The sequence below is a fragment of the Halogranum gelatinilyticum genome, assembly GCF_900103715.1.
GTDB lineage: Archaea > Halobacteriota > Halobacteria > Halobacteriales > Haloferacaceae > Halogranum > Halogranum gelatinilyticum.
Genome location: NZ_FNHL01000001.1, coordinates 1212185 through 1226387 on the forward strand (window position 1 = coordinate 1212185; position 14203 = coordinate 1226387).

Annotated in this window: 16 protein-coding genes; 10 read left to right on the plus strand and 6 right to left on the minus strand. The window is 68.2% G+C overall.

Features of this window, described 5'->3' with window-relative positions; translation table 11 throughout:
• Positions 1 to 2 precede the first annotated feature (2 nt).
• On the minus strand, positions 3 to 887 hold the full coding sequence (locus BLR57_RS06265; protein WP_244509914.1) for a CDP-alcohol phosphatidyltransferase family protein: 885 nt from the start codon (positions 885 to 887) through the stop codon (positions 3 to 5).
• An 88-nt stretch (positions 888 to 975) separates the two neighbouring features.
• Entirely contained in the window at positions 976 to 1161 is a 186-nt protein-coding gene (locus tag BLR57_RS06270; RefSeq protein ID WP_089695269.1) for a DUF5786 family protein, read from the minus strand.
• Positions 1162 to 1262: 101 nt separating this feature from the next.
• Here BLR57_RS06270 and BLR57_RS06275 point away from each other — a divergent pair, with 101 nt between their 5' ends.
• A complete protein-coding gene (locus BLR57_RS06275; protein WP_211603156.1) occupies positions 1263 to 1859 on the plus strand; it encodes a DUF998 domain-containing protein in 597 nt (198 codons plus the stop codon).
• A 2-nt stretch (positions 1860 to 1861) separates the two neighbouring features.
• Here BLR57_RS06275 and BLR57_RS06280 read toward each other — a convergent pair whose 3' ends face one another.
• Positions 1862 to 3490 carry a potassium channel family protein gene (locus BLR57_RS06280; protein ID WP_089695274.1) on the minus strand — a complete coding sequence of 543 codons (1629 nt, stop codon included), beginning with the start codon at positions 3488 to 3490 and terminating at the stop codon, positions 1862 to 1864.
• Positions 3491 to 3546: 56 nt separating this feature from the next.
• On the opposite strand from BLR57_RS06280, the gene BLR57_RS06285 reads away from it, so the two are divergent.
• Positions 3547 to 3921, plus strand: coding sequence for a hypothetical protein (locus tag BLR57_RS06285; RefSeq protein WP_089695277.1), 375 nt, complete (start codon positions 3547 to 3549; stop codon positions 3919 to 3921).
• A 52-nt stretch (positions 3922 to 3973) separates the two neighbouring features.
• Here the strand turns inward: BLR57_RS06285 and BLR57_RS06290 are convergent, their stop codons facing one another.
• Positions 3974 to 4843, minus strand: coding sequence for a cytochrome c oxidase subunit 3 (locus tag BLR57_RS06290; RefSeq protein ID WP_089695282.1), 870 nt, complete (start codon positions 4841 to 4843; stop codon positions 3974 to 3976).
• A 266-nt stretch (positions 4844 to 5109) separates the two neighbouring features.
• Between BLR57_RS06290 and BLR57_RS06295 the strand changes: the two genes are divergently transcribed.
• The 3 genes from BLR57_RS06295 to BLR57_RS06305 all read left to right on the plus strand — a co-directional run bounded on the left by BLR57_RS06295 (position 5110) and on the right by BLR57_RS06305 (position 7924).
• A complete protein-coding gene (locus BLR57_RS06295) occupies positions 5110 to 6186 on the plus strand; it encodes a DUF7350 domain-containing protein (RefSeq protein ID WP_244509916.1) in 1077 nt (358 codons plus the stop codon).
• Positions 6187 to 6189: 3 nt separating this feature from the next.
• Positions 6190 to 6474, plus strand: a complete 285-nt coding sequence (locus tag BLR57_RS06300; protein ID WP_089695285.1) for a DNA-binding protein — start codon at positions 6190 to 6192, stop codon at positions 6472 to 6474.
• Positions 6475 to 6550: 76 nt separating this feature from the next.
• On the plus strand, positions 6551 to 7924 hold the full coding sequence (locus BLR57_RS06305) for a hypothetical protein (RefSeq protein WP_089695289.1): 1374 nt from the start codon (positions 6551 to 6553) through the stop codon (positions 7922 to 7924).
• A 39-nt stretch (positions 7925 to 7963) separates the two neighbouring features.
• Here BLR57_RS06305 and BLR57_RS06310 read toward each other — a convergent pair whose 3' ends face one another.
• Positions 7964 to 8302, minus strand: a complete 339-nt coding sequence (locus tag BLR57_RS06310; RefSeq protein ID WP_089695292.1) for a 2Fe-2S iron-sulfur cluster-binding protein — start codon at positions 8300 to 8302, stop codon at positions 7964 to 7966.
• A 99-nt stretch (positions 8303 to 8401) separates the two neighbouring features.
• Here BLR57_RS06310 and BLR57_RS06315 point away from each other — a divergent pair, with 99 nt between their 5' ends.
• The 3 genes from BLR57_RS06315 (at position 8402) to BLR57_RS06325 (ending at position 11704) form a co-directional block, all read left to right on the plus strand.
• Entirely contained in the window at positions 8402 to 9046 is a 645-nt protein-coding gene (locus tag BLR57_RS06315) for a DsbA family protein (RefSeq protein WP_089695295.1), read from the plus strand.
• A gap of 83 nt (positions 9047 to 9129) precedes the next feature.
• A complete protein-coding gene (locus BLR57_RS06320) occupies positions 9130 to 10446 on the plus strand; it encodes a hypothetical protein (RefSeq protein WP_089695298.1) in 1317 nt (438 codons plus the stop codon).
• Between the two features lie 46 nt (positions 10447 to 10492).
• On the plus strand, positions 10493 to 11704 hold the full coding sequence (locus BLR57_RS06325; RefSeq protein ID WP_089695301.1) for an outer membrane protein assembly factor BamB family protein: 1212 nt from the start codon (positions 10493 to 10495) through the stop codon (positions 11702 to 11704).
• 162 nt (positions 11705 to 11866) lie between these two features.
• Here BLR57_RS06325 and BLR57_RS06330 read toward each other — a convergent pair whose 3' ends face one another.
• Positions 11867 to 13144 carry a DUF7405 family protein gene (locus BLR57_RS06330; RefSeq protein WP_089695305.1) on the minus strand — a complete coding sequence of 426 codons (1278 nt, stop codon included), beginning with the start codon at positions 13142 to 13144 and terminating at the stop codon, positions 11867 to 11869.
• Positions 13145 to 13335: 191 nt separating this feature from the next.
• Between BLR57_RS06330 and BLR57_RS06335 the strand changes: the two genes are divergently transcribed.
• Positions 13336 to 13668, plus strand: coding sequence for a DUF7471 family protein (locus tag BLR57_RS06335; RefSeq protein WP_089695308.1), 333 nt, complete (start codon positions 13336 to 13338; stop codon positions 13666 to 13668).
• Complete coding sequence (locus BLR57_RS06340) at positions 13665 to 14180, plus strand: winged helix-turn-helix transcriptional regulator (RefSeq protein ID WP_089695311.1); 516 nt, start codon at positions 13665 to 13667, stop codon at positions 14178 to 14180. Before BLR57_RS06335 ends, BLR57_RS06340 begins: the two co-directional genes overlap by 4 nt.
• Positions 14181 to 14203: the final 23 nt, after the last annotated feature.

A 14203-nucleotide genomic window follows, 5' to 3' on the forward strand; every position in this document is an offset into this window, starting at 1 on the left:
GTTCACGCGGGCCGCTCGGCGTCGGCCGTCTCGCCCGTCTCGGCGTCTGCCAACCGCCCCGAGACGTAGCCCCAGTCGCGGACGAAGCCCGCGAGCAGCGCGCCGCCGAAAAGTGCCGCGCCGACGGTCCCCGCGGCTGGCGGGACGAGCGGCGTGAGCGCGACGGCGACGAAGGCCATCTGCAGCCCCGCCAGCAGTCGCCTGCTTGCTCGCGTCGGAAGTTCGTAGACCGGCAGCCCGCGGTACTCGCGGAGCCGAATCCCGGCGACGAAGCCGTAGCGCGCCAGTCCGACCGAGAGATACCACCACGGCAGCTGTCCGGCCACGACGCCGACGAGCGGCGCGACGAGGAGACCGAGCGCGTCGAACGACAGATCCAACCGCGCGCCGAGTCGCGTCACCCGCCTGGTCCGCCGGGCGAGCGCGCCGTCGACGGCGTCCAGCGCGGCGGCCGCACCGTGGCCCAGCGCGGGCAGCCATAGCGTCCACGCCGGAAGCGTCGCCCACGCGAGCGCGAAACAGCCCGCGACCCAGGCGAGGAGGACGCCGCGGCCGACGGTGACGTGCGTCGCCGGGCCGAGCGTCGGTGCCAACTGGCCGCCGTCGGTGCCCTCTCTCTCGGCTACCGGACGGTTGTCGTCGAGCCGAGTGGCGAGGAGACCGACGACGAGGAGGAGCGTCGCGCTCGCGACGAGGGTCCACCGGACCGCACCGGCGACGCCGACGACCCGGACGGCGAGCCAGCCCACGGCCAGCGTCGCCGCCAGCGAGACGGCTGCGAGGACGGCGGTCCGACGGCGGAGACGCTGCCGACAGATAGTGGCTCTCCGGGTCGAACGAGCCGCGTGACTCCGACGGGACGCGTCACGGCTTACCTCCGGCTTCACGGTCGGAAGACGAGCCACTGGAACTTGAGTATACGGCGTCAGGAGCAGCCAAAAAGAACGGAACGAACGACAGCGCGCAGGTTACCGGTTACTCGTCGTCTTCGTCGCGCATCTCGTCGAGGCGGCCGATGAGGTCCTCGTTCGAGGCACCGGCCTCGAACGTCGACGACCCGTCGTGGTCGTTCTCGTGACTAGCGACGGCCTCGCTCTCGTCGATGTCGGCGCTACTCTGTTGGTTCTCCTGCTCGGATTCATCGTAGCTCCCAAAGCCCATACTACTACAAGGCCGCTTGTCGCGTAAAACTCCCGGGGTTCGCTCCAGTAGTGAGATGCGTTCACATCAGGTATAAGACCAACGCGCGGGTAGCACGGAAGGTGAGTCATCTGACAGCGGACGCCGACGAGCGGGGGCCAGCCGTCGCCCGGGCCGTCGGCTCGCTCGCTCCCGTCGTCACGCTCGGTGCCATCTTCCTCGCGATTCTCGTCTCCGACAGCTTCACCTGGGCCACCAGCGCGCTCTCGGACCTCGGCGTCGTCAGCGAGACGGCACTCGTCTTCAACGGCGGCCTCGTCGCGGGCGGCCTGTTGGGGCTGGCGTACAGCTACGCACTGTGGCGTGCCGCAGCGGACCTCCTCGCCCGAGCGACGGCCGCCACGGTCGCGCTCGCGGTCGTCCTGATGGGACTCGTCGGCGTCTTCGTCAGCGGCCATCCGCTCCACTTCCCGGTCGCACTCGGCTTCTACCTGCTCGTCACGGTGTCGCTCGTGCTCGACGGTGCGGGCCGGTGGTCACAGTCGGTCGGAAAACTCTCTGCCGCCCTCGGCGTCGCACACCTCGCTGGCTGGGTCGTGTGGGTCGTCGGCCCGCGGTTCGGCACGGGTCTCGCCGTCCCCGAGACGGTCGGTGCGTTCGTCTTCGCGGCGTGGGTCCTGTTTCTCAGCCCCGTCGCGCTCGGCCGCGAGTTGAGCTAATTCTAGTTCGCCAGCTCGTTGAACCGGTTGATGTCGGCGTCGACGCCCGCGACGATGAGCACGTCGTCCGTCCGGACGACGAAGTCCGGGCCGATGTCGGTCAGCAGTTCGTCGCCGCGTTCGACCGCGATGACCGTGCAGTTGGTCCGGGCACGGACGTCGGCGTCGACGAGGCTCATACCCACGAGGCCGGGTGCTTCGGTCCGGACGATGTCGACCTGCGTGTCCGGCGAGATGACCTCCTCGTCGAGGATGTTCGAGGCGAGGATGCGCCCCGAGACCGTCGCCAGCGCGAGGACGTACTCCGAGCCGGCGCGGTAGAGTTTGGGCACGCTCTCGGTCTCGTTCGCGCGGGCGATGACCTCGACGTGTGGGGCGACCTGCTTGGCGACGAGCGAGGCGAAGATGGTCGTCGTGTCGGTGTCGAGTGCGAGAATGATGCTCCGCGCCTCGTCGATGCCGGCACGTTCCAGCGTCTCGCGCTCGGTCACGTCGCCGACGACGTCGACGCCTTCCTTGTCCTCCTTGTCGACGACGACGTGGGGTGCATTCTCCTGGGCGAGGGCCTCGGCGGCGGTCTCGCCCACTTCCCCGTCACCGGCGACGATGACCTTCCCCCGCCCGTGTCGCCGCGTCTCCGAGAGCGTCAACGCCTTCAGCTCCTCCAGCTGTTCCTCGCGACCGGCGACGAGCAGGATGGTGTGCTCGTCGATGATGTCGTCCGGTGACGGCGGACTCTTGAACTCGCCGCGGAACCACGCGCCGATGATGTTCGTCCCGGTCATCTCGCCGACGCCGCTGTCGAGGACGCGCTTGCCTTCGAGCGGACTGCCGCGCTGGACGAGCAGTTCGGCGATTTCGAGATCTTCGCTGATCTCGATGGCGTCGTCGAGTGCCGACGAGACGGAGGTGGTCGCCTTTCCGGCCAGCCGTTCACCGAGTAGGCGACGCGGCGAGATGGTAGCGTCCGCGCCGGCGTAGCGGTGGTAGTCGGCGACGTTCGGGTCCTCGACGACGGTGATGACACGCACGTCGGGGGCGGCCTGTTTCGCGGAGAGGACGATACTCGCGTTGCGCTCGTCGGTGTCGTCGGCGACGAGGGTGTCGGCTTCTTGGACGTTGGCGGCGTCGAGGTCCTCGACGTCCTCGGCGTCGCCGTGGATGACCGAGTAGCCGTCCTCGTACAGCTCGCGGGCGTACTCGCGGTCGTCCTCGACGACGACGTAGGGTTTGTCGCGCGACCGGAGTTCGTCCACCAGCGTCTGCCCGCGCGGCGTGAACGTGCAGATGACGACGTGGTCTTCGAGGTCGACGCTACTCGGCGGGTCCCGCGCCAGTGCCGACTCGACGAGCGGGACGACGAACAGCGGCAGCGTCAGGAAGATGAGGAAGACGCCGGTCACCATCATCAGGATGACCATGATGAGCGACGCCGGATGGGTCCACGCCGACGACTCCTCGCCGTAGCCGGTCGTCGTAAAGGACTGGACGGTGAACTCGAACGCCCGGAGGAAGCTGATCTCACGGCCCTCGAAGACGCCCTGTACCCACTGGTAGGCGAGGGCGTAGATCACCACGACCGCGAACGAGAGCGCGATGTAGCCGATCGCGCGCCGTGTCGACCTCGACATTCACGTCTCCCTGCGGACGGACAGGAATTAAAGCCCGCCGTCACGTCTCCGGCTTCGTGAACTCCCGACACCGCGACGGCCTGCTCGCGCTCGTCGTCGGTGGCGGACTCCTCGCGGTCGCCTCGGCGACTGGGCTTCGCGCCGCCGACCTCCTCCGGCCGACCGCCCTCGCATTCGGCTGTGCGGGCGCGCTCGGGCTCGAACTGCTCATGGCCCGCTTCCCCGAGCGGAGCATCGCACTGTGGGAGCGTCGCTCGGTCCGTGTCGGCTCCGCACTGCTCGTCGTCGGCGGCGGTGGACTGCTCGCGACGACGGCCGGGGGCTGGGCCGTCGCCGCGCTCTGCGGCGGACTGGCGACCTACTTCGTCCTGCTCGCGCTCGTCCTGTCGGGCGTCGTCCCCGGCCCGGAGACGTGGTTTCGAGAAGAGTGAGCGACGACGCTGTCGCTCCGGGTGGAGCGTCTCGAAAGAAGGGGGACGGCGATTATGCGACCGAGCCGCCGATCTCCGCGCCGAAGTAGAGCACGACGACGAGGAAGACCCAGACGACGTCGACGAAGTGCCAGTACATCGAGGCCGTGGTGACCGCCACGTGCCGCTCCGAGGAGAACTGTCCGCGGAGCGCGCGGACGAAGACGATGCCGAGCAGGACGGCACCGAGCGTGACGTGGAGACCGTGAAGTCCCGTCAGCCCGAAGAAGGCCGACGCGAAGATGCCGTTCGTGAAGGTGAACCCTTCCTCAACGATGAACTCGTAGTACTCCAGGATCTGCCCGCCGATGAAGACCGCACCGAGCGCGAGCGTCAGGAGCATCCCGAGGATGAAGCTGCGGCGGTTCTCACGGCGCAGGGAGAGTTCCGCCCAGTGGAGCGTGAAGCTCGATGCGACCAGCAGGGCGGTGTTGGCGAGGACGAGCGAGGTCGTCAGCCCGAACTCGGGCATCCCGACCGGCGGCCACTGGCCTGCGCGGATGTAGAAGTAGTAGCCGAACAGCGCGCCGAAGGTCCCCAGCTCGGAGCCGAGGAAGGCGATCATCCCCCACCGGAGCCCGGAACCGTGGTCCGAACTCGCACCGCGCGACCAGTATTTCGCGACGAACGCGTGGTACAGCCAGCCGTAGAGGCCGACGAGGAACAGGCCGACGCTCCCGATGCCGACGACGACGCCGGGCGTCGTGCTGAGAAGCGGGTCGTCGCCGATGGCGACGATGTACAGCGCGGCCGCGATGTAGATGCCTGCGCCACCCACTGCGGTGACGAACGGCCACCAACTGGCTTCGCCGAAGCCCCTGGGCCAGTCCTCCACTGCCGGGAGGTGGTGTCCGTGGTCGTCGTGTGAATCTTCGGTACTCATACGCGTGGCTTCCGCTTGGACTACTAAAAATCCTCCCAACCGCGTCGCACGTGACGCCCCGTCGTATCCGACCCCATTTAATACGGATCCGGCTTGCTCGCTTCTCCGACCCCGTGGTGTGGTTCACTTCGCATATCCGGCCGTCGTTCCGCAAGCTACTCCTAACGCACACCCCGAGTTCGGATACGAATCGGCGGCCGTGTCAAAAGAGACAATATCGTCCTCCCGTAACCTTACTCGTTGACTCGGCACGCTCTCATCACCCTATGACACTCCCGAACTCGACCTCACGTCGGTCGGTCCTTGGCGCGCTGGCCGCCGGAACCGTCGGCTCGCTCGCAGGCTGTCTCGGCGGGTTCGAGACGCAGTCCGCCTGGCGCGACCCGCCGCTCGTCGCGGACCGCCCCGACGCCGTCTATCTCCCGGCGATCACCGAGGGTATGAAGCTGTACGGACGCACGACTGCGGGCCCGTACGGCGTCGTCCTCAGCTACTCCTATCCGCACCGCTTCTGGACGGTCGCCGGAACCGAACGTACGAAGACGCCCGTCGGAAGCGACGACTCGATTCATCTGATGGTCTCGCTGTGGGACGCGGAGACGGGGACCGTCCTCCCGGTCGACGCGGGCGTAGAGATCGAGATTACGCAGGACGGTCGACTCGTCTCCCAAGAAGTCGCCTACCCGATGCTCTCCCAGCAGATGGGCTTTCACTACGGCGCGAACTACGCGTTCGACGGCGAGGGCGACTACACCGCGACGGTCCGCGTCGGCGGCGTCAGCTTGCGGCGGACCGGCTCGTTTGCGGGTCGCTTCGAGGACGTCGAGACGGTCGCGTTCGACTTCACGTTCGACACCGACGACCTCTACGACGTCGACATCACCCGCCTCGGCGACCGCGGCGGCACCAGAGACGCGGTCGAGCCGATGGACATGGGCTTCCCGGTCGGCCGCGTCCCCGCGGTCGACGACCTCCCCGGTCGCCTCCTCGGCTCCGGTACCACCGGCGACGCCGTCTTCCACGCGTTCGTCGTCGACGACGGGAGTCGCTTCGGCGTCGACGGCTCGTATCTCTCTATCACCGCCCGAACGCCGTACAACGGCGTCGTCGTCCCGATGATGGGGCTGCGCGCGACGGTGACCCGAGACGGTGAGACCGTTTTCGACGGGACGCTGGACCGAACGCTCGACCCGACGGTCGGCTACCACTACGGAGCCGCCGCGGCCGTTGAGCCCGGCGACACGGTCGAGTTGACCGTCGAGGTGCCGCCGCAGGTGGCCCGCCACGACGGCTACGAGACCGCCTTCTTCGAGATGCCACCGACGACGCTCACTCGTTCGTAACCCATGACTACGACACACACCACACCGACGGCGGAGACGGCGACGGACGGGACCGACGCGCCGCACATCTGCGAGACGTGCGGAGGGGCCTATCCGACGGCGACGCTCCTGATTCACCACCGCGGGGTCCGCCATCCGAACGACCTCGACGAGGCGGAACTGGAACGGTACCGTGACGCGTACGCCGAGGAGGAGGCGACCCTCCGACGCTTCCGCATCATCGCACTCGGAGGACTCGTCCTCCTGTACTTCAGCTTCCTCTTCATGTATGCCAGCTTCGCAGTCTAAGTCCCCGGACGGGACGGACGGGACCCCAACCCAGCCGCGAGAGACGTCTCTCTCGTGGCCTGCTCGGCTCACCGGCTTGACCGGCCGCCTCGCCGCCCTCGCGCTCGCGACGGTCGCGTTCGTCGGGACGGTCGCCGCGAGCAACGCCGCCGTCGGCCTCAGTGGGGCGTCCAGCCAGTCGCTTTCGGTCCCGCGGTGGCTCTACGTCGCGACCGGCGGTGCCGTCATCGGTGCCTCCGCACTGCTCGCGAGCTTCGTGACCGACCGCCGGTTTATCGCTTCGATTCACAGCTGGCGGCGCGCGCTCACCGACGGCCGGAGTCTCAGACGCGGTGCTCGCGTCGTGTTGGCACTCGCGGGCGTCGTGCTCCTGCCGCTCGCGGTCTACCGCGGTTTCACCGGGCCGCAGGTTCCGACGGTCAACTTCGCGCTCGTGCTCGTCTTCGCCGGGATGCGTGCGGGCTTCACGATGGTGACCTACCTGTTCGGCAACGCGTGGCCGCTGTTGAACCCCTGGCGGACGGTCGCCGAACGGCTCCCGAACGGCTTCGTCGCGTATCCCGACCGGCTGGGTCGGTGGCCCGCCGTCGCCGGACTGCTCGCGCTCGTCTGGGTCGAGACGACGACCGGGGTCACGTCGGTCCCGGCGACGCTCGCGACCGCGCTCGTCGGTTACTCCGCCGTCACGGTCGTCGGTGCGGTCCTCGTCGGTCCCGACACGTGGTTCGAGCGCGTCGACCCCGTCTCGGTCTTCTTCGCCTTCTACGGCCGAGTCGCCCCCTTCACGTGGACCGAGGACGGTCTCGACCTCCGGCTGCCGGGGATGGGACTCGTCGAGGACCGCTTCGTCGATGGGCTGGACGACGTCGCGTTCGTCGTCGCGCTCGTCTGGGAGCTGACGTTCAGCGGCTTCGTGACGACGACGGCTGGTGTCTCTACCGTCGAAGCCCTCGCCGGCCTCGGTCTCCCGCCGCTTTCGGTCTATCTCGGACTCTATCTCGGCGGCTTCGCCGCCTTCGTCGGGCTGTACGTCCTCGCCGCCAAGCTGGCGGCCGACTATCTGGAGACGTATCGCACCACCCGAGAACTCGCGGTCCGGTTCGCACCGCCACTGCTCGCCATCGCCGCGGGCTACCATCTCGCCCATTACTTCGCGTTCTTCGTCTCGCTGTCGCCGTCGCTCGTGGCCGTCCTCGGCTCGCCGTTCAGCCCGCCGCCGAACCCCCTCGTGCTTTCGCTTCCGGCATGGTTCGGCAGTCTCACCATCCTCTTCGTCCTGGCCGGACATCTGCTCGCCATCTGGGTGGCGCACTCGACGGCCTACGAGCTGTTCCCCAGCCGGGTTCAGGCGATCCGCAGCCAGTACTCGTTTGTCGTCGTGATGATGCTCTACACCGCGTTGAGTCTGTGGCTCATCTCGCTGCCGACGACGCCGCCAGCGTTCCTCTGACTCGGGGTGACGGTGAACGCCGTCCCCTCTCTGTCGAGGTCACTCGTCGACTTTGTGGCCCCAAAAACCCGGATACTTCTCGACGATGACGTCGCCGTAGACACGCGTCTGACAGGCGAGTCGGAGACCGTCCTCGGGGGAATGCGGCGGGAACGACAGCCGCGCACACTCTCGAAGGGTCGGCTCGCTCACGGGCGGGCCGCCGTCGCCGCGTGCCGTGATGGCGACAGCACAGGTGCCACACGACCCCAGCCCGCGACAGTTGAGCGTCTCGGCGCGGCCGTTGTACGGCGAGTGGCCCGCAGCTCGGAGGACGTCTCGGAGGATCGCCCCTTCCGCACAGTCGATTCTCGCTCCCTCGAACGCGACAGTCGGCATGGTCACCGTTGGAACGGCAGACGCAAATCCCTACGGATGACAGTCGTTACCAGCCTCCTTTCACGGGGGTTAAATACTGCCAAAACCCACAGATAACCTATGGACACCTCTCGCCGCTCCCTCCTCGCAACGATCGGTGGCACCACCGCAGTCGGTCTCGCGGGCTGTCTCGGCGGTGCCAGCGGCAGCGACGCCGGAGACTGCGACATCCCCGACAGCACCGACACGGTTCAGGAGCTGCCTATCCCGACGCTCGGGCCGGACGACGCGCCGGTCACGGTCAAAGTCTGGGAGGACTTCTCCTGCCCGCACTGTGCGACCTTCGCCCAGGATGTCTTCCCGCAGATCCGCTCGAACTTCGTCGACTCCGGCGACGTCCAGTACCACCACCACGACTGGCCGCTGCCGGTCAACCAACAGTGGTCGTGGGCGATCCCCAACGCGGCCCGCGGGGTGCAGGATTCGATGGACGACGAGACGTTCTTCGAGTTCGCGAAGCTGATGTTCGAGAACCAGGGCGACTACTCGTTCGACCTCGTCCAAGAGCAGGCCGAAGCGGTCGGTGCCGACGGCTGTGGAATCCGCGGCGACGCCATCAACGAGCCGTACCGCCCCGTGCTCGAAGCCGACGCCCAGCGCGCACAGGACCGCGGTGCTGGCGGGACGCCGGCCGTCTACGTCAACGGCACCTCCGTCACCCCGACGTGGGAGGAGGTCCGCGCCGCCATCGAGTCAGAACTCTGAACGTCACCTCCTGACACGGCCGTTCCGCGTCGAACCGGACGACGAATCGACTACGTTTTCCACCGCTACCGAGAAGCTTCGGTATGCGACGGCTCTCCCGCCTGCTCGCGGTTCTCGCTGGCGTACTCTTCCTCGCAGCACCCGTCTCAGCACACAGCGTCGGCTCACGGTTCGACGCGCCGCTTCCTCTCTCACTTCTGTTCGCCGGTGCGGGTGCGACGGTCGCGCTCACCGCGCTGCTCCTCGCGCAGATGGACGGGACGCCGATGAGACAGCGGCGACTCGTCTCGCTGCCGACGGCGACGCGGGGTGGCCGACTCGCCGGGCGACTGCTCTTTCTCGCAGCCTTCGGACTCGCGCTCGTCGAGGGTGTTACGGGTCCGAGCGCGCCACTGAGTAACTTCACGACGCTGTTCGTCTGGCCTTTACTGCTGAAGGGTGTCGCGCTCCTCGCGATTCTGGGCGGTAGCCCGTGGCGGACGCTCTCGCCGTGGCGGACGCTCTACGACGGCCTGGCTCGGCTCGAAGGGAGCGAGATTCAGCTTCGGCCGTATCCGAACCTCGGTGACTGGCCAGCGTTCGTCGGCTTCCTCCTCGTCGTCGGCGTTGCCGAGAACCTGACGCAGCTGCCACAACGGCCTGCACTGACGGCGGGACTGCTCGCGGTCTACGCGACGGTGATGCTCGTCGGCGGTCTCGTCTTCGGCCCACAGTGGTTCGAGCGCGCCGACGCGCTGGCCGTGTTCTACCGACTGCTCGGCCGCGCCGCGCCCTTCCAGTTCGAGGGGGGCGACCTCGTCGCGCGCGTGCCGTGGCAGGGCTGTCTCGACCGACTGTCGGCCAGCAGCGTCGCGTTCGTCGTCGCCGCGGTCTACACGGTGAGCTTCGACGGCTTCGTCGAGTCGCCGGAGTACCAGACAATCTACTTCGGCGTCCGCGACGCGCTCGGTCTCGGACCGACCGTGAGCGTCGTGCTCTATCTGCTCGGTCTCGCTGGGTTCCTCCTCGTCTTCCTCAGCGTCACCCGACTCGTTGGTGAGATCGGAGACGTCGCCGAACCGGCACGGGCGTTTGCCGCCTCGGTCGTCCCCATCGCGGCAGCCTACGAACTCGCACACAGCCTCGGCTACGTCCTGACCTATCTCGGCCTCCTGCCGCGGATGGTCCGCGTCGAGGCCGTCGACCTCCTGGCGTGGCTGCCGCTGTCGGCCTACTGGGGGCTGCAGGTCGTCCTGATCGTCGTCGGCCACGTCGTCGCCGTCGTCGCGGCGCACGCCGTCGCCGAGCGGCTCGTCGACGGCCGTCGTCGGGCACTGCTCGCGCACGCACCACTCGTGGTGCTCATGGTCGGCTACACGGTCCTCTCGCTGTGGATCATCTCCCGGCCGGTGGCGTCGTGAGCGGCAAAGAGGGAGGCTTATCGGCGGTGGCTGGCAAGGACGACTAATGCGACTCGTGACCGTCGCGGTCGGCGTCCTCCTCCTCGGCAGCCTCCTCGGCGTCGCCTACCTAGGTGTCGGCGACGGAGGAGCGGAGCTGTCCGAGGAGTGGGTGAGCGACACCGAGCGGAACGTCCGCGCGAACCACCACTCGGTCGCCGTCGCCGACGGCCGCGTCTACGCGCCGGTGAGTGCCGAGTCCCGGAGTACGGGCTGCGCGCTCGTCGCGCTCGACGCCAGCGACGGCTCGACCGACTGGAGCTACGGCGTCGCGGCGGCGAACTGCACCATCCACGCCGTCGCCGACCCGACGGTCGCCGATTACGATGCCGACGAAACCAACGAGGTCCTCGCGGCGACGACGGAGAACGAACTCGCCGCGTTCGTCCCCGAGACGGGAGAGAAGGAGTTCGCGAAGGAACTCACGAAGTACGGCTACACCAAGCCGCTCGTCGCCGACCTCGCGCCAGCCGAGGGACGCGAGCTGATCGTCGCCGACTCCGGCGGCGTCGTTTTCGTCGTCGACAGTGCCGGTGAGACCGTCTGGAGCCACGACCTCGACGCCTTCGTCTGGGCACAGCCGGCGGTCGCCGACTTCGACGCCGACGGCGACCCCGAGTTGGTCGTCGCTGGCGACGACGGGAACGTGACGCTGTTCGATGCTGACGGAGCCGTCGAGTGGCAGCGGAACGTCGGTGGGTCGATAACGTGGGGGACGACCGGCGATATCGACAACGACGCCGCTCGCGAAACGGTCGTCGCGACGAGCCGAGGCGACGTCGTCGCGCTCGACGGGAGCGGGAGCGAGGAGTGGCGGCTGAACGTCGGCCGCTTCGCCGCGGTCGAGGCGGTGGCCGACACCGACGATGACGGCCGACAGGAACTCTACGTGACCGCCCGCGACGGCGCGCTTCGCCGGGTCGACGCCGCGACCGGCGAGGTCGTCTGGGCGACCGACCTCACGGCCGAGTCGGTCCAGATGATGCCGCCGCCGGTCGTCGGCGACGTCGACGGCGACGGTGACCCCGAGCTGGTCGTCGCTGGCAACGACGGCACCGTCTCGGTCGTCTCGCCCGAAGGCGAGGTACGGGCGACCTACAGCCGCGATGTGCCGGTCTTCGCACGGCCGACGCTCGCGGACCTCGACGGCGACGGCGACGACGAGGCACTTGTCATGTACGCCGACGGTCGGGTCGTCGCGCTGGACTACGACGAGTAGGAAGAGGCGAACAGGCAGGGGACGGCCGCCGACGGCAAACCGAGTGCTGTCGGCGTCCACGAGTCGGTCTCCTGCACGACCGCTGGCCGACCCGTGGCGAGGTTCAGACCATGCGGTCGGCTGGTCCCGTTTTCGTACTTGAACCCTCGGCAGAATGGGTGATTACTCGCCCGTCGGTGTCGGGAAGCTCCGAATCCGGCGCGGCGGGACGAGGAAGTTGCCGCGGCGACGGACGAAGATGTACTCCAAGATACCGTTGTTCACCCGCTGGCGGATGGCTGGGTTGTCAGTGAGGTCGGTCCCGTTCATCGCCTCTCTGACCTCCTCGAACACCGAAATACCCGTCTGCAGCGAGGGGAAGTGGAGGCTCGCCACGTCGTCGTCGGTCGACTCGAAATGTCGTCGCAGCACGCGGACGTTTCCGTCGGCGTCACGGTTGCCGCGGGCGGCCTTCTGGGCGTGGCCGACGCGGCCGTACTCGCTGGCCTGCTCGCGGATTGTCTCGACGATCTCGGGCGTGAGCCCGCTGTCGTCGCCAAGGTTCTCGCCGACGCCCTCGACCATGCCCTCCGCGGCGTGGGTGGGTGAGAACATCTCGGCGACGCGCTCGTCGAAGTCCTGCTCCTCGTACCAGTCGGCGAGCCGCTGGCGGATGTTGGCGACGTGTTTCGTCGTTCCCCCGGCGAACGGGCCGTCGTCGATGGTGACGTAGTCCTCACTCGCCTGATTCTTCGCGAACCCGGCTTTGAAGCCCATAAACAGCGGCGACGCCTCGGGGACGGGCCGCGAGTCGGGAATCCCCTCCACGTCCTGTCGCTCGGCGGGCATCCCCGCGCCGACGAAGCCGGTCCGCCGGGAAGCGACCGTCACGACATCCGTGAGGGCCGTCTCCACGGTGACCGTGTTGGCCGTGTCGCGCTCGCCGGTCAGAGCCTGCTCGGCTTCGAGCAGGGCGTCGGCGCGGTCCGAACCGAGATGCAGCAGGGCGTCCTGTCGGTCGAACTGCGGGTCCTCGAACGGCGCGAGTGCTCGTGGTTCCGGGAGGTCGATACCGTCGGGGAGTGGCTCCTCGAACCGGTCGAAGTACGCGGGCGAGTAGCCGATGGAGTAGATGACTCCCTCGTGGCTCCGCTCGTAGGCACGGTCGAGCGTCGTCAATGCCGATTCGAGTGTCTCTCGGTCCTCGGCGGTCGGCGTGCCGTCGTGGTCCAGATTCAGGTAGAGGAGCAGCTGATGTCGCGGGCCGTCGACGTTGCCGTACTCGTCGGCTCGCAGGTAGTCGTTCCAGGCGTGTTGACGCTCCGGCAGCGACTCGGGGTCGTCGGTCCCCGTCGGCACCGGCTCGTCGGCGCGGTCCATGCAGGCCGCGAGGGCACTCGCGCCGCCGAGGGCGACGGCTGCCTTCATGACGTCCCGTCGTGTGGACGGCCTGTCGAACATGGATTCGCTAGGCCCGTGAGCGGTTAAGGGGTTCTGGTCCGCCGTTCGAATCGTGGGTCGGATTCGCACTGTTTCGGGCGGGTTTCGAGAGCCACACCAATCGACATTTGAGCATCGACCCACTAGACGCGTTCAATGAACAGTCGGTCTACCGCACTCGACGCGTCCCCGCTGGCAGGAGGTGTCCGCCCGTGACGGTCCTCGCTCCGGCACACGTCGTCACCACGGTAAGCCCGATGCTCGTCGTCGCAGTGACGCTCGCCGGGCTCGGCTCCGCCGTCGTCGCCGGGCTCGGTCTCGCCGCGTTCGTCCAGCGACGCTCGGGTTCGTATCTCCTCGTCGCCCTCGCGCTCTCGGCACTGCTCGCCCGGAGTGCCGTCGCGGTCCTGACGATGGGCGGCGTGATGCCCTTCGAGTTCCACCACACCGCCGAACACACGCTCGACTTCGTGCTCGTCGCGCTCATGCTCGCCGCCGTCTACTACGCCCGCCGGGTCGAACGCGCCGCGGGGGCGAACCGATGAGTTCGACCCGCACGCGCATCGCGGCCCACGTCCGCGACAATCCCGGCGTCCACTTCAACGAACTCGTCAGGACCACCGACTTCGCGCCCGGCCAGGTCCAGTACCATCTCCGGCGGCTCATCGGCGAGGAGACCGTCGCGGCCGAGGAACTCTACGGCCGCACCCACTACTTCCCGCCGACGTTCGACGACTGGGAACGCGGGACGCTCGCGCTCGTCCGCAGAGAGACCGCACGCGACGTCATCGGCTATCTGCTCGAACACGGCCCGACGGACCCGACGACCGTCGCCGACGGGGTCGGTGTCGCCCGCAGCACGCTGGAGTGGCATCTCGACCACCTCGTCGAGCAGGACGTCGCGCGGAAAGAGCGCGACTCGCGCAACCGCGTGACGCTCGTCCTCGTCGACCCCGAGGCGACGGCCGAACTCCTCGCGGCCGTCTCGCCCTCGCTGCCCGACCGCTTCGTCGACCGCTTCACCCGTCTCGTCGACGACCTCCTCTCGCCCGAGTGAGCCGAAGCCCCTCGCTTCGACGG